Origin of the sequence: Leptotrichia massiliensis, from assembly GCF_900104625.1 — a bacterium.
GTDB lineage: Bacteria > Fusobacteriota > Fusobacteriia > Fusobacteriales > Leptotrichiaceae > Leptotrichia > Leptotrichia massiliensis.
In genome coordinates, this window is sequence record NZ_FNVZ01000005.1 from 1,637,009 (window position 1) to 1,655,840 (window position 18,832).

The following is an 18,832-nucleotide window of genomic DNA, read 5'->3' on the forward strand; positions in this document are numbered from 1 at the left end:
TTAATTTTTTTTCATTTTTTCATCCATTTTTGGATATTTTATTCTTTCATGGTAAACACCTTGCAGTGTATTTATGAATGACTGCACTACAGTTTCTATTTCTCCCAAAGTTAAATCGGAGTCACTTAGTTGCTTGTCTTCAATTTTGGATTTTACTAAATACCTGATAAAGTTTTCAATTCCTTCCTTGCTTTTGTTTTCAAGCGTTCTTGTAGCCGCTTCCACCGTATCTGCCAATAGGATTATTCCAGATTCCTTTGTTGTGGGTTTAGGCCCGCTGTATCTAAAGTTGCTTTCCACCACTTCTTCTCCATTTTCCAATGCTTTATAGTAAAAATACTGTGTCAAAGTTGTTCCGTGATGTTCCAATATTACATCTAAAATCTCTTTTGGTAATTTATTTTCTTTTCCCATAATATAACCATCTTTTGTGTGTGAAGTCAATATTAACGCACTTAGCGAGGGTTTCACCTTATTATGCGGATTTACTCCACCTCTCTGATTTTCCACAAAAAATTCTGGACGTTTCATTTTACCAATATCATGATAATATGAAGCAATCCTTGCAAATGTGGCATTTGCTCCTATACTTTCAGCAGCACCTTCCGCAAGAGCTCCAACCATTATACTGTGGTGAAAAGTTCCAGGTGCCTTCATAAGCAACTGTCTAAGTAATGTATGTGAAAAATCACTTAATTCAAGCAATTTCATCGTTGTCAGAATTTCAAAGTAATCTTCAAAATATGGCAACACCGCAAGCGACACCATTCCAGTCAAAATTCCTGAAAATACTGAAAATACTATCATTAACATTATCAAACCAAAGCTTGACTGATTAACCAATCCATAACTAAACGACATCAAAGCTTGAAATATTCCCAAAAAGAAACTAAGTTTTACAATATCACTTCTACTTACAAGACCCGCAGCTTTATAAATTGCAACTAGTGAAACTGCTATTGTTACCAGAAACCATGATTCTTCCCTTGATAAAATGATCATATTTGAAAATGTCATTATAACTGCATATACTTTGTTTCCTAAAATAGTTGATATAATCGGAAGCATTGCAAATGGAAGTAAATAAATAAAAAATTCATTGTTCAAAAACAAAATATAAATTGTGTTTACAAATATTATTGTAAGAAGCGTCGGATAAAATGCCTTTGATTCCACAACTTTTCTTGCATTTTTTCGTAACAAATAATAAATCAATGTCATAATTAGCGTAAAAGTAGCTACAAGTCCAACAGTTTTTCTAAATTTATCCCCATTTCTTACAAGATTTAATTTTTCGAGTTTCAAAAATGTATCTGAATCAATAATTTCACCTTTTTTTAGAATGATATCTCCTTTGTAAATTTTGATTTCCTTATCTCGTAATGACATCATATTATCTGCAATTTTTTTCTTTGTAGCCGCTTCATTTATAACTAGATTTGGCTTTATAAAGTTTTGCAAGACTTTCATATCAATATTATCTGCTTTTATATCTTTTTTTCTGATGATTTTTGACAAATTCTCCATTTTATAAATTCCGTTGTCATAAATTTCAGATATAATATCTGTCAAATTTACAGAATACTCCACACTTTCTATTCTTATTGCTATTTCCTTAATATCTTCAATTGTAAATGTGTAATTATTTTCTTTTATGTATTTTTCAATTGACGCATCATCAGTCAACTTTCGTATATCACGTAAAAATTTATTAAGCGAAATTATGGTTTGTTTGTTTACATCCTTTATTTTATCAAATTCAGGCTGGGTAGTCTTCATTATCTTTTCTTCAATACTGTCATCCAAAATATCCACAAAATAAGATACATTTTTATACGCTACAATATCCGATTTTGCAACACTTCCAATGACATAATTCACATTTAACCTTGACATTTCAATAATTAGCCCAAATATCATAAATGTGATTGTTAAAATAATAAATCTGAACATAAATTTATTTTTGTTAGTATATTTTATTTCATTATTTTTAGGATTTTTTTCTTTTACTTCAAAAACAAATTCTCGCCCTAACGCACTTACTCTCATTTTCCCTTTCCTTTCCTAAATTTTATAAAACTCCTTTTTATTAAAACTTTCTATTTCATTATTTTTAGAATATCCCTTTTACTTTCAATGACTTTATTTCTTGGTAAAGCTGTCAAAAATTTCTTTCCATACATTTTTTTTATTATCCTATTATCAAGGATTATAATGTTTCCGCTATCAGTTTTACTTCTTATAAGCCTTCCAACTCCCTGCTTGAACTTAATTACAGCTTGTGGAACTTGATAATCATTAAATGGATTTTGTCCATTTTTTCTAATATTTTCAATAATCGCCTCAGTTACAGGATCATTTGGCACTTTAAACGGCAATTTTGTGATAATTACTGATTTTAACTGTTCTCCCTGTACATCGACACCTTCCCAAAAACTGTCTGTCCCAAATAATATCGGATTTTTAGAATTTTTAAATATTTCTATCATTTCATGCCGTGGAAAATCATTTTGCTTTATAAGCGTATATTCCTTTTCTGAAAAACGTGATTTTAACTGGTTGTACAAAAAGTTCAAAGTACTGTATGAAGTAAATAATAAAAAACAATGTCCTTTTGTACTTTTTATTACCCCTTCAATAAATTCTTCTAAATCTCTTATAAATTCAATATTTGTTGGATCAAGTGCATCTTCTGGAATATAAACTTTCATTTGCTTTTCATAATCAAATGGAGATTTTACAATTCTTTCATCTATTTTTCTACGATTTTCCTTCATAAGCCCAATACTTTTTTTATAATAGTCAAACTTATTGTCAACAGCAAGTGTTGCTGAAGTAAAAACCATTCTATCCATTTTTGTAAATAAATTATCATTCAGTTCATCTGAAATATCAAAAGGAGTAGCGTATAATTTTACATTTGGACGGATTGTAGTGACATTAGCCCAGTAAACATATCCTTCCTCTTTTCCCTCTAAAATAAACTCAAATTTCTTATAGTACTGCTTCAATCTTTCATAGTATCTTGAAAACTCAAATAAAAAGCCTTCTTTGTCTTCTAAATTATAATTGCTCACAGTATTTAAAAACTTGTTAATTCTTATAACTAAATTTCCATAACTTTCCTTAAATTGGCTATTAATTTCCATAACTTCACGAAAAGCCTTATTACTTCGCATTTTCTGCTTATCAATCTTTATCTTGATTTCCCTTTTGTCATTATTTTTTGAAAAAAGATAAATCAATTTATCAAAAATATCTATTCCTTTATCGTAAAATACGTTCAATTCTGCGATAACATCTTCCTTCAATTCATCAACTTTTTCATATTCTTCACTTGAAAGACTTTCGTTCAAATAAGTCATTAACCTTACAATAGCCCCACCATTGCTGGAATTTACGACACGTCTATTATAAATATTCCCCATAAGCCGTCCAAATGATATTTTTGATGTTTCAAAAGTAAAATAATTTCGAGCCGTATCTTCTATATTGTGAGCCTCATCGAAAACAACAATATCATAATTTGGTAAAATTGAATAATTTGTATAAAATCCTGTCTGATTTCTAATTGCTAAATCTGCAAAGAACATATGGTGATTAACAATAAGAAGTGTGGCATCCGCAACATTTTTTCTAGCATTAAAAAAGTGGCATTTTGAATAATACGGACACTTTACTCCTTTACACATATCCACTTCACTATTCACTTTTTCCCAGATACTGTTTGAAATTTCGTATTTTAGCTCATTCCTGTCACCTGTCCTCGTAACATTTTTATCCCAGTCAATAAGATTTCTTATAATATTTTTTTCAGCTTTTTCCTCTTCCGTATCTGTTTCCTTCTCTGTAACATCTATATTGTAAAGTTTTCTCTTGCAAAGATAATTCCCACGTCCTTTTACAATCTGATAATTAAAGTCCTCGTCAATAATTTTCTTTAAAAGCGGAATATCCTTATTAATAAGCTGTTCCTGCAAATTGATGGTATTTGTGGAAACAATTACCTTTAGATTATTTTCAATAGCGTAAAGCAATGTTGGCAATAAATAGGCAATCGTCTTTCCAGTACCAGTACCAGCCTCTACTATAAGTTTCTTATTCTCATTCATGCTATTTTCAATAAACTTAGCCATTTCATACTGCTCACGCCGTACCTCAAATTTCCCAAAATTCTTATGAATAGCCCCATTTTCCCCAAAATATTCATCCACATCTATTTTTATAAATTCTTTTAAAGGTACAATCACATAAATATCATCCACAGCATTATTCACAATGTATGAAGCTCCCCCAACTTCTCCATACATGCTGGAAATACTCACATCTTCATCTGATGGGATCAGCACTCCAGACGGATGATTATGTATTATAACTTCATTTTTTCTCATCATATTTAATAATGCAGCAACAGAACTGGAATTTCCTCTCGCAATAACTTCGACTTCAGAAACTATCCCCTCTCCATCAGGAATCCCACGAAAAAATACTTCATTTCCACCAGATTCGCTAATTTCCAGACGCATTTTTTCTATCGTTTTCGCATTAATAAATTCAGCAACTTTCATCTTTCCTCCTATAGTAAAGATTTTACTATATAATAGGCTTTTTTTCAACTTTTCTTTTTAAAAATATAGAAAAAAGCCATTTGATATAATTTTAAAAATTATATAAACAGCTTTTTAAATTAGTTTTTAATTGTTAATTTTAATTTTTTAGGCCTTATTCTTCAATTGAACCATGCCCAGAGTTTTGAAGGCTACAGCTTTTATCTTTTCCATTTTCTGTGTAAACAGCTTCGTTTCCTTTCATATGGATAGAGATATTTCCATTTGAATATCTTTCTCCACTACCAGATGATGCTGAATTTAAAGTGTGTATTCCACCATAACCGTCAGCTACTTTTACTTTGTCTGTTGAAACATTTTCAACTGATATGTCTTGATAACCATCACAGCTGTATTTTCTTAGTAAATTACCGCTAGAACTTTGATTGTTGCTACTTGAATTGTCATCCATTGTCATATAGCAACTTTCATCGCTTCCATTCTTTGTGAAAACTGCATCATTTCCTTTTATGTGAATAGAAACTCCTCCACCTGTATATTCTTCTCCACTACCAGATCTTGTTAATTTCAGATTGTAAACTTTTCCATTTCCATCTGTCAATCTTACTTTGTCTGTTGAAAGATTTTGCACTGTCACATTTCTGCTGCTGCAGCTAAATTTTCTTGTTACATTTGATGCTTTGCTTGAAGATTTTGCTCTTGTTGCTGAAAAACCAATAGAACTAAGAGCCAAAACTCCAACTAAAGCTGTTAAAATCATTTTGTTTGCTGATTTCATAACATCCACTCTCTTTTCTTCAAATTTTTTATTATATGCTCGAACTCCTAAAAATGAAACATATAAATTTTGTTTTAGAAATAGCCCAAAATTTATTCATTTTAAAGAAATTTGGCTATAACAATTACATTTTTGAAATTTTACAAATCTCTTCTAAAATTTCGAGATTAGTATACCACACTTTTATTTTAATTTCAATTATTTAATAAAAAATTTTTTTAATATTTCTTATCAAAATTTAATCTAAAAATCCTATAATTTTATTTTTTTTGCACACTCAAACTCTCTATTTATAATTAATAATAACATATCAGACTCCAAAGACAAAAATATTTTCAAAATTTGTTCAATAATTAAAGGAAAAAAAAAGTAATATCATGTATAATTCTATACAAAGGATATACGTTGCCTGAAATTAACGTAAATTTTTTATAAAGGACATTTTATTTTTATGAAAACAAAAACAATTTTTACCTTGATTAAAGAGTATTTTTTAATTGGACTTGGAACTTTTATCCTGGCGTTTGGATTACATTTTTTCTTTTTCCAGAATAAAATAGCAAGTGGAGGAGTAACAGGTCTGGCACTGGTTGTCAATAGTATTTTTAACATTTCAACAGGATTCTTTGTTGCAGTTAGTAATTTCATCCTGTTTACACTTGCGTTTATTGTAATCAGCGGACAGTTTGGTATAAAAAGCATTTATGCTACGGTAATTTTATCCGTTTTTCTTTCATATTTTGAAAAATTTTACCCTAACTATGCTCTTACTCACGATTTAATTTTAGCAACAATTTTTGGAAGTGCATTATGTGCTTTAGGAATAACAATTATTTATTTTTATGAAGCTTCTACTGGCGGTACTTCAATCATTGCAAGAATTCTTACAAAATATTGCCACATAAGTTACGGAATGTCTAGCTTCATCGTAGATGCAATTGTTACTCTTTTAGCTATTTTCGCCTTTGGAATTGAACTTGGACTTGTGGGACTTTTAAGTGTCTACGTAACAGGATTTATCATTGACAAGTTTATTGAAGGATTTAATTCACGTAAACAGATTATGATTATCACTTCAAACAAGGACATCGTTTTAAACTACATTTTAAAGGATTTTGACAGAGGCTGTACTGTACTTAAAGCCGTTGGAGGCTATTCTGGAGCTGAAAAGGATATTTTACTCACAATTATCGAAAGAAGACAGTTTATTCAGCTAAGAAAATTCCTAAAAACTCACGATCCAACTTCCTTTGTAACAGTAACTGACACAACAAAAGTTTTTGGAGAAGGTTTCGATCAATTACATTAATTTTTACATTTCACAAAAAAAGAGAAAGCCAATTACAATAATACTTTATTACAAAAGGCTTTCTCTAACACCTATTTATTTTTTCAAATAACTCTTTACTATTTAGTATCCTTACAATAAATACTTCCATTTGCTCTTTCATAACATGTTCTACCATGCTCAACACTTCTACGATGTGCTTCTCTCCACTCATTACTATCAAAAAGGCTACAACTAACAACAATCATTCCAAAAATTATCATTAATATTACTCTAATTATTTTTATTCGCATTTTAAATAACTCCCTTTTCAATTTTTATTCTTTATTTGTTAAAGTATACCTTTAGAATTAATAAAAATCAATTTTTTTCTTTTATACTTCTAAATGTTTTTTCTTATTTTATTTAATAACAGTTTTTTTAACGCAAGGGCATCAGACGCCATGCCCTTGCATCCCCGCTCTCGAATTTCAATTTTACAGCAAAAGACAAAACTCGCTTTTAACAAAAGTTATTTTAATCTCATAAAGTTATTATCAATTTAAATGAAATAGAAAAGCTCAAATAAATTGTCTTTTACTGAAAAATTAAAATCTCGGAAATTTATAATAAATGTTTTAGTTTCAATAAACCGATTTAGGATTTTTTCTATTAGATTAATTTTTATAATTGAATTAAAATGTCGTGATTTTTTGGAAATAAAAATTATTGTCTGAGCTTTTTCAAAATATTAAAATGGTAATTATTTGAAGAAATAAAAATAACTTTTATTAAAAAGCGAGTTTAATTTTTGTTTTCAAAAAATGCTTAGACGAGCCAGGAGTGCAGAGGAAATGGCGATTGATTTCCTCTGCTTTAGAAAAAAGAAAAAACATTTATTAACCAGTAAAATGTTCAAAATTTATGATATAATTTCTAAAATTTTAAAAATAAAAAAATAACCACATTGAAGTAGTTATCAAATTAATTATTATCAGTAATTAGTTAATGGAGGCGACAACCGGATTCGAACCGGTGTACAAGGTTTTGCAGACCTCTGCCTAAGCCCCTCGACCATGTCGCCACTTGACTTTGTTAAGTTTATCATATTTTTAGGGCTTTGTCAAATATTTTTATTTCGCCGCCACCAACAATTTCATTATCTAAATAAAATACAATGTGCTGCCCTTCTGAATTTTCGTGAGTCTTTTCATCAAATTCAAAAATTATCCTATTTTCATTGCTTTCTTCACTTTTTAAAAGTTTCAATTCTCCAGCCAGCCCTTTTGAAGAAAATCTCGGACGTGCAGTTAATTTTTTTCCAATCATTTCTTCTAAATCATAATGAAATTTACAATTTATCACTTCTATTTCCTTTATTAGCAATTCCTCAAAATCCCCCACAACCACTTCATTCGTTTCAGGTCGAAGCTCAAGCACAAAAAACGGCTTTCCTAAATTAAGCCCCAGTCCACGCCGCTGCCCAACTGTATAAAACTGATAACCTATATGCTCTCCAATAATTTTACCATTTTTATCCACAAAATTCCCCTTTTTTACATCATTTCCAAGCACTTTTTTCAAAAATGGAATATATCCGTTGGGAGCAAAGCAGATTCCTTGGCTGTCAGGCTTATTATGGGTATGAATACCATTTTGTCTTGCAATTTCACGAACTTCTGATTTTTCGTATTCTGCAAGGGGAAACAAAAATCTTTCCACAACATTCTTATCCAGCCGATAAAGCATATAAGTCTGATCTTTTCTGTTATTTTTGTCCCATAAAAGCATATTATTCTCGCTAACTTTTGAATAATGCCCTGTCGAAATGTATTTTATTCCCATTTTATCAGCAAATTCTACGAGTTTTTTTATTTTTACCTTTTCATCGCAAATTACACAAGGTGAAGGAGTTTTTCCAGCATTGTACATTTTTATAAAATAATCCATTACATCCTTTTTAAATCCTTCCACGACATTTAGGACATAATGGGGGATTCCTAATGTGTAGCAAGTGTATCTGGCATCATTTATATCATCAAGGGAACAGCACGTTTTTCCAGGATTTTCTGAAAGCTCATCAGGCAAATGCTTTAATGTAACTCCTATAACTTCATAGCCTTGCTGTTTCAACAAAAGAGCAGCGACAGAACTGTCTATGCCGCCACTCATTCCAACTGCTACTTTTTTTTCATCTAATTTTTTGTTCATTTTGTATTTCTTTCTCTTTTCTAAATTTTTAATTTCTATGTTCCTAAACTCAAAATCTTATTTTTTATTTTTCTCTTTTTGCCACATATATTCCCCAATTCCTAAAGCAAAAATTAAAAACAATTTATTTTTATTTTCTTTAAATATTTTTCCAAATTTATATCCTGCTGCCCTGCAAAATTTGTAATAAACAGCATTATTTAGAATTTTCTGCTTAAAAGATAAATTCTGAGAATTGATTTCGTTATGATAAAGTGCCTGTCCTTTCGGATTTCGTAGCAATAAATTATTGTATTTTGCTGTCAATCCATCTTCCTGATATTCCTTTATCTCAATTTTTTCATTCACATAAACCATTTTATACTTTTCACAAATTCTATTGTAGACAACAGCTTCTGTAATAAATTTTTCATCGTCAAAAACTGGAAATTTATATTTTTTTATAATTTCAGTCCGAAACATAAGCCCTTTATCGCCCTTAACTCCGTATTTATTGTAAATATCAAACTGTGTTGAAACCATCTCTTCTTCTGGAAAACTAGAGCCTATAACTTCTCCATCTGGATAAGTTGACAAATACCCCATTCCCGCAATATTATTATTTTTTTCATATTTTTTCCAATATTTCAAAATAGTTTCAAGACCATTTTCAACATATTCATCATCAGAATCAAGGCATATAAAAAGCTCTCCATTTGCTTTATCAGTTGCAAAATTATACGCCCGCTGTTTACCTCCGTTTTCCTTAAAATAATACTTTATATCCAGCTTTTTTTCACTCAAAAATTCTTCTACCTTCTCTTTAGTTCCATCAGCAGAGCCATCATCTACAATAAGCCACTCAAAATCCTTGTAGGTTTGCTTTTGAAGTGATTTATACAATTTTTCAAGTAGTTCCTTTCGATTAAAAGTTGGTGTGAAAATCGTAAATTTCATTTTTTATTTCCCCTTATTTTCCAAAGCTTTAAAATTTAACGTTTTATAATTTTTCCTTTTATTCCATTTACAAGATTTGCAATTTTAGCGTAAACTTCACTATTTACAAGCAATTTTGTCACTATCGCCAAATAAACTATTTTCAAGCCAAATTTCATCCATGAAAGCTGATCATTTGACAAATAGAATATCACAGGATTTACAATAATTATGAAATATAAAAATAATTTTTTATAATTAAACGAAATCTTGTATTTTTTTCTTATAATCATCATTTCCATTATTGCTCTAAATAAAAAAGCAAGTAATGTTGTCCACGCCGCAATAATAGGCCCAATTTCTGGAAATTTCGGTATAAAAATTATATTTCCAACTAAATTAAATATCATTGCAAACATTGTAAAATAAAAAATGTATATGCTATCTTCGTGAAAATGAAAAAAATAATCAAGGCAAAATAGTGCCTGAACGACAATTCCAGCTAGAATTAAAGGCATATAATTTATCGCCTGATAATAACTTTTTGGAAATATCAATTTTATCCCTTCTGGAGCAAACAACTGTGCAATTACACAGGCAAAGGAAATAATTGCAATAAAGTTTTCCACACTTCGTGTTATTTTTGGATTTGTCCTATCCTCCTTCATCGCCTCATAAAACTCTGGCGTCCAGCTGTTTACAAAAGAACCTGTAACAACCGACAAAACCCTTCCTCCAGTAAATGCAAGTGTATATCCCCCAACTACCGCAAGAGAAACAAATTTTGCCAAAACAAGCCTATCACTCAAATTCACAACCTGATCCGTAAGTTCAATAAAGATTAGTGGCAATCCATTTCTTAGCGAATATTTCACATAATCAAAGTTCAACTTAAATCTAAATTTTCCAAAATAATCCTTAAAATAGAACAGAAATACTATAATCAGCGCAATTAAATTTGCAAACTGGTTTCCAAAAACTCCCCATTTTAAGTATTTTATAAAGTAAATTGCCAGAATATAAGTTGTAAAAAGGCTTACAACACTCCCTATCGCAACCTTCATATACATTCTCTTCATTCTAAACAAAGTTGTCGAAAGATTGTTAAAAGCGTTCGTTGTGGCAATTAAGACGCTGACAATTATCAAAGGATAGTAATTTACCTTGCTTAAATCAACTATATATGAAAATAGTTTTTGGGCTACAGGTGTAAATAAAAAAATATAAGTAAGTATATTAAAAACTACTATAATCAAAGTTGAAGAAAACATATAACTTCCAAATTCATCTTCACTTTCCTTCAAATCTACATATTTCTTCATCTGAGCATTATAAAGCCCCAGCCCTAGAATTACAGTAAATAATGAAGTAATCGGAGCCAATGTTCCCACAATCCCAAATTCTTCCTGTGTCAATAACCTCGTTATTATCGGCAAAAATATAAACGACCCCATCTTTGTAACCAAATTCATAAGAGAATAAACCATCGTTCCCTTCAATAAATTCTTATTATCCATCTCTCTCCATTTCCAAAACTTTTCATAAACCTTACTTAATTTAAACTAATTTTTAAACATATAGTTTTTAACAACATTTTATCTCTATAAGTATTCAGACAAATAATTTTTTTTATCTTGATTTTTATATTTTGTTATTTTTAGATAATTTGAATTAATATTTTTTCTTCTTAAATCATTATTTTCTCTTTAACAAAATTTCACTTGTTTTTTGTTTTACTTAAAATTAACTATTATAATTAAACTAAAGACTGTCGTGATTTTTTTGGAATAAAATTGATTGTTTGAGCTTTTTTGAAACTTTTAAGTTACAATCAATTTATAGAGTTGATAATAACTGTTATTAAAAAGCGAGTTTCAATTTTATTTCAAAAAAATGCTTAGACAAGCTGGGATTGTAAAGGGGATAGCGACTGATCCCCTTTACGTTTAAAAAAAGAAAAAAATATAGAAAAAACAGCAATTAATCAAAAAAATTTAGAATTTTTAAAAATTATTTATCTGTATATTTAAGAAACAATTTTGTTATTAATAAAAAAATTAAATATGTTGCTATCTTAATCCTATTAAATCGTGTACCCGTATCAAGCCTACAACATTTCCACTTTCTACGACTGGTAATACATTAATCTGGCTTTTTCTATTTTCCATCAGATGAAGCGCATCAAGAGCCATCGCATCCTTTTCAATCGTTACGGGTGTAGAAATCATAATATCAGAAGCCACATAATCAAAAAATTTCTCCTTATGCTCCAATGCACGCCGAATATCTCCTTCTGTTATAATTCCAAGCAGTTTGCCATTTTCAAGTCCTGTGTCCGAAATACACACAGCTCCTAATTTTTTCTTTGTAAGAAGCATTAATACATTCTCAATTTTCTCATCTTCTTTTACAACTGGCAATTCTTCTCCAATGTGCATTAAATCTGAAACGTGTAATAATAGCCGTTTTCCAAGGCTTCCTCCCGGGTGGTATCTGGCAAAGTCGTTTTCTGTAAAATTCTTTAATTTCATAAGGCATACGGCTAGAGCGTCCCCAGTTACAAGTGTCGCTGTAGTCGAACTCATCGGAGCTTGCCCCAGCGGACACGCTTCCTTTTCTACTCCCACATTTATCGTAAGTTCCGCATATTTTCCCAATGTAGAATTAGGATTTCCAGTAAATGCAACAATTTTTCCTCCAATTTTTTTTATTGGTGCTAAAATGCTTAATACTTCGTCAGAATTTCCACTGTTTGAAATGGCAATTACTACATCTCCATCACTGATCATTCCCAAATCACCATGAAGTGCTTCTGCTGAATTTATAAATACCGATGTTGTACCAGTTGAGGCAAGTGTCGCTGTAATTTTTTTACCAATTATTCCTGACTTTCCAATCCCTGTTACAACAACTTTATTGTTGTTTTTCAATTCTAAAATCATTCGGACTAATTTTTGAAAATCATCTCCTAGCTTGCTTTTTAATTTTTCCAGTTCTGCAATTTCAATATCAAATACATTTTTAGCTTCCTTTAAAATATCTATTTCCATTTTTAGTTCTGCTCCCTTTTTTCAATCAATTTTATTTATTATTCCGCCTTATTCTTCTCAATCAAAAGTATAACATAATTTATTTATTTTATCAAAAAGAATATTCATAAAATATTATTTGAATGCTTAAAGATAAATTCAAAATAAATGTTGATAATAACTTACATTTTTTGATATAATATGAGAAGATAAATTTTTAATTGCTAAAATTGTATGTGATGAAAGGACAAATTAAGAATGATTAATGTTTTAAAGGGAATGAAAGATAGATATTCTGACGATGTAAAAAAATATGACTTAATTGTTGATACAGCAAAAAATGTATTTGAAAAATATGGATTTGAACGAATTATAACGCCTATTCTGGAAGAAACTGAGCTTTTTAGACGTGGTGTTGGGGATGAAACAGATGTTGTTTCAAAGGAAATGTACGAATTTGTAGATAAAGGTAATAGAAATGTTACGATGCGTCCAGAAGGTACTGCTGGAGTCGTGCGTGCCTATTTGGAAGCTGGTTTCCACAAATCCTCTCCGATTGTAAAATGGTTTTATCATGGTCCAATGTACCGTTACGAAGCCCCACAAAAAGGAAGATTTAGGGAATTTCACCAAATGGGTATAGAAATGTTCGGAGTCCGTTCTGCTTATCTTGATGCAGAAATTATTCGAATGGGATGTGAATTTCTTGAAAAACTTGGAATTACTGGACTGACTGTGGAAATAAACAGTCTTGGAAATATTGATTCAAGAAAAAAATACATTGATGATTTAAAAGCATTTATGGAAAAAAGACTGGATAAACTTAGTGACGACTCAAAACGAAGATATGCAACAAATCCACTAAGAGCATTAGATTCAAAGGATAAGGGTGATCAGGAACAATTTATCAACGCTCCAAAATTATACGACTATCTTGACGAAGAAAGCAAAAATTATTTTGAAGATGCAAAAAAATATCTTGAATTAATGAATATTAATTATATAGTGAATGACAAGCTGGTGCGTGGACTTGACTATTACTCAGATACAGTCTTTGAAATAAAATCTGACAAATTAGGCTCACAGGCAACTGTGCTGGCTGGAGGACGTTACGACAGACTCCTTGAGATACTTGGAAATGCAAAAGTGCCAGGAATAGGTTTTGCCGCTGGAATGGAAAGAATTGCAATGCTTATGGATGAAAATTTGATTGCAAAAAAAGAAAACAAAATTTACGTTATTTATTTTGATGAAACAAAAGAATATTTTGTAAAAATAGTAGAAGAACTACGAAAAAATGGAATAAAAGTCAACTTTGACTACAATCCAAAAAGTTTTGGAGCCCAAATGAAAAAAGCGAATAAAGAAAATTCAGAATTTGTAATAATTTTAGGTGAAGATGAACAAAATGAAAATGTAGTTACTATGAAGAAATTTAGTACTGGAGAACAGGAAAAATACAGTTTTGAGCAAGTTTTGAAACATTTTGAAAGAAAAAGTCTTGAAAAATAGGGGGGGCTATGGGAAATTTTATAAATTTTTTAGCTATTATTTTGGGTAGTTTGATAGGATTTTTCGTAGGCCATAAATTTAAAAATGAAATGAAAGATCTTATAATGGAGTGTGCTGGACTATTTATAATAGTTGCTGGTTTGAAAAGCACGATAAATTCAAATCGAGATATTATTGTTTTAATTTATCTGATTATCGGTTCGATAATTGGACAAATCATAGATATTGATTTAAAATTAAAAAATTTGGGATTATTTTTGGAAAAAAAACTTAATTTTGCTATCAAAAATCCAGAAACTAATGATTCTGAAAAAAGTTTTGCAAAAGGCTTTTCAACTGCTACAATTTTATTTTGTACAGGAGCAATGGCAATTGTAGGAGCAATAAACAGCGGACTTACAGGTGACGATACAACGTTAAAGATAAAAGCAATTTTAGATGGAGTAATTTCCATCGTTATAACATCTCTATATGGAATAGGCGTTATGTTTTCAGCTGTTTCAGTTTTTATTTACCAAGGATTTTTCTATCTTTTTGCTAATTATCTAAAACCATATTTAACTGAAAAAACAATTTCAGATATAAATTTTCTTGGTGGAATAATGGTTATGGCAATCGGAGTAAATTTATTATTAAAAAAAGAAATAAAAATTGCAAATATGTTACCGGCATTATTTATACCAATTATTTTAGAGATTTTTATATAAATAAATTAAAAGAAATTTGAATATAAAGAAAGGAAATAAAATGTACAGAAATTATAAATTAAATGAATTAAGAATGGAAAACGTCGGAGAAGAAGTTATTTTATCTGGATGGGTTTCAAAAGTTAGGGATCTGGGGCATTTCACATTCATTGACTTGCGAGATAGATATGGAATTACTCAAATTTTAGTGAATGAAGAAGTTTCAGGAAAAGAGCTTTTTGAGGAAGCTAGAAAATTAAAAAATGAGTGGGTTATAAAAGTTGCTGGAAAAGTAACTGAAAGAAGCAGCAAAAATAAAAATATTCCTACTGGAGATATTGAAGTTGAAGCAAAAAACATTGAGATTTTGAGCCGCTCTAAGCAATTACCGTTTGAAATTGATGAAACAGGAAATCTTAATGAAAATATGCGTCTAACTTACAGATACCTCGATATAAGACGTACAAAAATGTTAAATAACATTATAAAAAGAAACGATATGCTGTTTTCAATTAGAAAATTTATGAATGATAACGGATTTTTAGACATTGACACTCCTATTCTAGCAAAAGCTACTCCCGAAGGAGCGAGAGATTTTGTTGTTCCAAGCCGAATAAACAAAGGTGACTTTTACGCTTTGCCACAATCTCCACAATTATTTAAGCAAATCCTTATGGTATCAGGTGTTGATAAATATTACCAGCTTGCAAAATGTTTTAGAGATGAGGATTTAAGAGCAGACAGACAGCCTGAATTTACACAATTAGATTTAGAAATGTCGTTTATTGAACAGGAAGATATTTTGAATGTAACAGAAGCACTTGCAAAACAAGTATTTAAAGATGTTACAGGCATTGAAATTACCGAAAATTTTGAAAGAATGAGTTATGATGATGCAATGAATTTTTATGGTTCAGATAAGCCTGATTTAAGATTTGACATGAAATTGATTGATTTATCCAAAGAAACACAAAATTGTGGATTTGGAGTATTTGAAAATGCAGTAAAAGATGGTGGAAATGTAAAAGCGATTGTTGCTCCAAATGCTGAAAAATTTTCAAGAAAATACATCAAAGATTTAGAAGACTTTGTAAAAATATATTTTAAAGCAAAAGGACTGGCTTATATCAAAATCAATGAAAATGGTGAAATTAATTCTCCAATTGCCAAATTTTTTACTGAAGAAAAATTAACTGAAATTACTCAAAAATTAGGAATTAAAAATAACGAAATTGCTTTAATATTAGCTGATAAATATAAAATTGTTCATGATGGGCTGGGAGCATTAAGGCTAAAACTTGGAGAAGAACTGGAATTAATTAACAAAGATTCTTTCAAATTCCTATGGGTAATTGACTTCCCAATGTTCGAATGGAGCGAAGAGGAAAATAGATATAAGGCTCAACATCATCCATTTACTTCAATAAAACAGGAAGATAGAAAATATCTTGATTCAAATGAACTTGATAAAATAAAGACAGATTCCTACGATATGGTTCTAAACGGTTATGAAATCGGTGGTGGAAGTATTAGAATTCACGAAGAGGAATTACAGGAAAAAGTATTTGAAAAATTAGGGCTTAGCAAAGAAGAACAGCAGGAAAAATTTGGCTTCTTTCTGGAAGTACTAAAATACGGTGTACCGCCACACGGAGGACTTGCCTTCGGAATCGACAGATGGCTTATGGCAATGCTAAAAGAAAATTCAATAAAAGAAGTAATCCCATTCCCTAAAACAAATAAAGGACAGGATTTAATGACTGGAGCTCCTGCTGAAATTGAAGAAAATGTACTTGCAGATGATTTAAGATTGAAATTATTAGAAAATGAAAAAGAAGATTAAATCGTACTACAAATAAACATAGATACTTAAACTCGAAAGGAGAATCCTACAAAATGATTATAATATTTGGAACAAAAAATAAAATAAAAAATCTAGGTGTGGTAGGAAGTTATGAATGTTCTCGATGCCACAATGTATCAGATTTACAATTCATAAGCACACAACAATGGTTTACGCTTTTTTGGATACCTGTGTTCCCAATAAGCAAGAAGCAGGAATTTATGCAATGTCCAATTTGTCACCAAGCCTATGAAATTCCTAAATAACATTATTTAATGAACATATTTATTCAAAAACTGTTTCAGTACTGTAAATGAAGCAGTTTTTTGTTTACCCAAATATACATTTATTGATTAATTTTAGATGTATTTTTAATAAAAATTTTTATTTTTTACCTAAAAAATAGAAAAATCAAAGAAAATATGATATAATATTATAGAGAAATTATAATAATAATAAAATCAAGGAGGAAATTTATTATGAAAAAAAGTATGTTTGTATTGTTTATTATGTCTATGGTGGCTTTTGCAGGAGGTACAGAAATAAAAAAAGTACATACTAAAACTGCAAAATTAGAAAAAGATTCATATTGTAATATTCCGAAAGTGTATAGTGATTTTAAAAAAATTAATGAAAAAGATTACCGAGTTGATGTAGATTTTGAAAAATGTGTATTTGATGGAGAAACTTATGAAAATGTAAAAGTTGGAGTCTTAATTCAAAATGTTGAAAAAACTGAAAAATATTTGAAAAAATACAAATATATGCATTTAAAAGCAGGTAAAAACCTAGTTTATAATTCAAATGATAACAGCTATTATTACAATGGTTCTTGGGCATTTAATAATGATAAAGCTTATCCAACAGTATTTGATGGTAAATAATTTATAGATAAATTTAGTACGGCAGTTTTATTAACTTGCCGTTTTTATAATTTCTGAGGTTAGATTTTACAGCAAAACTTCTTTAAAATCAAACTCAAAAGCTATGACTATTTTACACAAACCCTAAATTTACTATAATTTTTAGTAGTTCAATTTTAAATGGGTTGGAATATACTTAATAAATTATTTTCATAACAAATGCATGAAAATTAGATTAAATTTTTAATACTCGCAAACATAGAAAAAATAGTTATTAAAAAAATTAACTAACGAAAAATTGAAAGAAGAACATAGATGAAGTTAATGCTCATATATGATTTGAATATCTTGAAAGAAGGGCTGATGTGAACCACATGAATAAAAAAAAAGAATGCGAAGAGCTATGGGCAAAAAATAAATATTATGTGTTAAGCAAATCGCATAAAGTGTACTTGGAAATAAGAAATTATTTGAAAGAAAAAGAAATTGATATTGTATTTATTAATGAAAGAATACAAAAAGTAAGGGATATGAAAGAAAGTAAAAAAGATTTTAGTAATGCAATTCTTCATTTATGGGGATATTTCAAAAAAAAGGCAACGAAGATCGAAAAACAAGGATTATTTAACATACTGGAAGAGTATATGGGAGGGAGAAATAATCAGAAATCGGTAATTAAATATATCAATACTTTACTAAAGAAATATCCAAATAAATATTTACAAGAATCTACTTTATTAACAGGAGAAAAAGATGAGACTATGGCATGAACAAATTATTCATCTATTGCCTAAAAATCAGCTTCTTGGTCAACATAGAGAATGTTGTGCACTTAGGGGAAATGGATGGAAAAAGAAACATAAAACAGTAGACTATGTATTTTTATATTCTCCATATTATTTATTTATTTATCATTCATTGGTTATGGATGAAATGGAAAAAAGAGGGTATAAAGTTTCTAAAGAATGGAGAGATAAGAATTATAGAGGAAAGAAAGCAGAAAATTATAATAATCTTGAAGAAAAAATTATAGATAGCCCAATTTACAAAGAACACGATAATGAATATTTAGTTGAGTGTATCGAAAATTTGCAAAAAAAAGGGATTGAATTAGAACTATAAAAGTTTTGATTGTTTTAATTACTACAACTCATTGTCCT

Annotated in this window: 16 protein-coding genes and 1 tRNA gene; 8 read left to right on the forward strand and 9 right to left on the reverse strand. The window is 29.6% G+C overall.

Annotation, left to right across the window (positions count from 1 at the left end; genetic code table 11):
- From BQ5344_RS11800 to BQ5344_RS11810, 3 genes are all read right to left on the reverse strand, one after another.
- A complete protein-coding gene (locus tag BQ5344_RS11800; RefSeq protein ID WP_071125459.1) occupies nucleotides 1-2,049 on the reverse strand; it encodes an HD family phosphohydrolase in 2,049 nt (682 codons plus the stop codon).
- Nucleotides 2,050-2,099: 50 nt separating this feature from the next.
- Nucleotides 2,100-4,568 (reverse strand): helicase C-terminal domain-containing protein, encoded by a 2,469-nt coding sequence (locus BQ5344_RS11805; RefSeq protein ID WP_071125460.1) that lies wholly within the window; start codon nucleotides 4,566-4,568, stop codon nucleotides 2,100-2,102.
- Between the two features lie 154 nt (nucleotides 4,569-4,722).
- Entirely contained in the window at nucleotides 4,723-5,346 is a 624-nt protein-coding gene (locus BQ5344_RS11810; RefSeq protein WP_071125461.1) for an MliC family protein, read from the reverse strand.
- Nucleotides 5,347-5,797: 451 nt separating this feature from the next.
- Here BQ5344_RS11810 and BQ5344_RS11815 point away from each other — a divergent pair, with 451 nt between their 5' ends.
- On the forward strand, nucleotides 5,798-6,655 hold the full coding sequence (locus tag BQ5344_RS11815) for a YitT family protein (protein ID WP_021769295.1): 858 nt from the start codon (nucleotides 5,798-5,800) through the stop codon (nucleotides 6,653-6,655).
- 98 nt (nucleotides 6,656-6,753) lie between these two features.
- Here BQ5344_RS11815 and BQ5344_RS12330 read toward each other — a convergent pair whose 3' ends face one another.
- The 6 genes from BQ5344_RS12330 to BQ5344_RS11840 all read right to left on the reverse strand — a co-directional run bounded on the left by BQ5344_RS12330 (nucleotide 6,754) and on the right by BQ5344_RS11840 (nucleotide 12,789).
- On the reverse strand, nucleotides 6,754-6,927 hold the full coding sequence (locus BQ5344_RS12330) for a hypothetical protein (RefSeq protein WP_162840189.1): 174 nt from the start codon (nucleotides 6,925-6,927) through the stop codon (nucleotides 6,754-6,756).
- Nucleotides 6,928-7,622: 695 nt separating this feature from the next.
- Nucleotides 7,623-7,697 (reverse strand) — tRNA-Cys (locus BQ5344_RS11820).
- Nucleotides 7,698-7,717: 20 nt separating this feature from the next.
- Nucleotides 7,718-8,824 carry a tRNA 2-thiouridine(34) synthase MnmA gene (gene mnmA / locus BQ5344_RS11825; protein ID WP_071125462.1) on the reverse strand — a complete coding sequence of 369 codons (1,107 nt, stop codon included), beginning with the start codon at nucleotides 8,822-8,824 and terminating at the stop codon, nucleotides 7,718-7,720.
- 57 nt (nucleotides 8,825-8,881) lie between these two features.
- Nucleotides 8,882-9,760 carry a glycosyltransferase family 2 protein gene (locus tag BQ5344_RS11830; protein WP_071125463.1) on the reverse strand — a complete coding sequence of 293 codons (879 nt, stop codon included), beginning with the start codon at nucleotides 9,758-9,760 and terminating at the stop codon, nucleotides 8,882-8,884.
- Nucleotides 9,761-9,795: 35 nt separating this feature from the next.
- Entirely contained in the window at nucleotides 9,796-11,256 is a 1,461-nt protein-coding gene (locus tag BQ5344_RS11835) for an oligosaccharide flippase family protein (RefSeq protein WP_071125464.1), read from the reverse strand.
- Between the two features lie 552 nt (nucleotides 11,257-11,808).
- Nucleotides 11,809-12,789, reverse strand: a complete 981-nt coding sequence (locus BQ5344_RS11840) for a KpsF/GutQ family sugar-phosphate isomerase (protein WP_071125465.1) — start codon at nucleotides 12,787-12,789, stop codon at nucleotides 11,809-11,811.
- Nucleotides 12,790-13,026: 237 nt separating this feature from the next.
- Here BQ5344_RS11840 and hisS point away from each other — a divergent pair, with 237 nt between their 5' ends.
- The 7 genes from hisS (at nucleotide 13,027) to BQ5344_RS11875 (ending at nucleotide 18,794) form a co-directional block, all read left to right on the forward strand.
- Nucleotides 13,027-14,280, forward strand: a complete 1,254-nt coding sequence (gene hisS, locus BQ5344_RS11845; protein ID WP_071125466.1) for a histidine--tRNA ligase — start codon at nucleotides 13,027-13,029, stop codon at nucleotides 14,278-14,280.
- 8 nt (nucleotides 14,281-14,288) lie between these two features.
- Nucleotides 14,289-14,987 carry a DUF554 domain-containing protein gene (locus BQ5344_RS11850; protein ID WP_021769287.1) on the forward strand — a complete coding sequence of 233 codons (699 nt, stop codon included), beginning with the start codon at nucleotides 14,289-14,291 and terminating at the stop codon, nucleotides 14,985-14,987.
- Between the two features lie 40 nt (nucleotides 14,988-15,027).
- Nucleotides 15,028-16,809, forward strand: a complete 1,782-nt coding sequence (gene aspS, locus BQ5344_RS11855) for an aspartate--tRNA ligase (protein ID WP_071125467.1) — start codon at nucleotides 15,028-15,030, stop codon at nucleotides 16,807-16,809.
- 53 nt (nucleotides 16,810-16,862) lie between these two features.
- A complete protein-coding gene (locus tag BQ5344_RS11860) occupies nucleotides 16,863-17,075 on the forward strand; it encodes a zinc ribbon domain-containing protein (protein ID WP_083378260.1) in 213 nt (70 codons plus the stop codon).
- 213 nt (nucleotides 17,076-17,288) lie between these two features.
- The gene (locus BQ5344_RS11865) at nucleotides 17,289-17,693 is read left to right on the forward strand and encodes a MarR family transcriptional regulator (protein ID WP_071125468.1); all 405 of its coding nucleotides are present in this window, start codon (nucleotides 17,289-17,291) and stop codon (nucleotides 17,691-17,693) included.
- 353 nt (nucleotides 17,694-18,046) lie between these two features.
- Nucleotides 18,047-18,442, forward strand: a complete 396-nt coding sequence (locus BQ5344_RS11870) for a YbgA family protein (RefSeq protein WP_071125469.1) — start codon at nucleotides 18,047-18,049, stop codon at nucleotides 18,440-18,442.
- Nucleotides 18,426-18,794: a TIGR02328 family protein gene (locus tag BQ5344_RS11875; RefSeq protein WP_071125470.1), complete on the forward strand. Its 369-nt coding sequence runs from the start codon at nucleotides 18,426-18,428 to the stop codon at nucleotides 18,792-18,794. Before BQ5344_RS11870 ends, BQ5344_RS11875 begins: the two co-directional genes overlap by 17 nt.
- The last annotated feature ends 38 nt before the right edge of the window (nucleotides 18,795-18,832 follow it).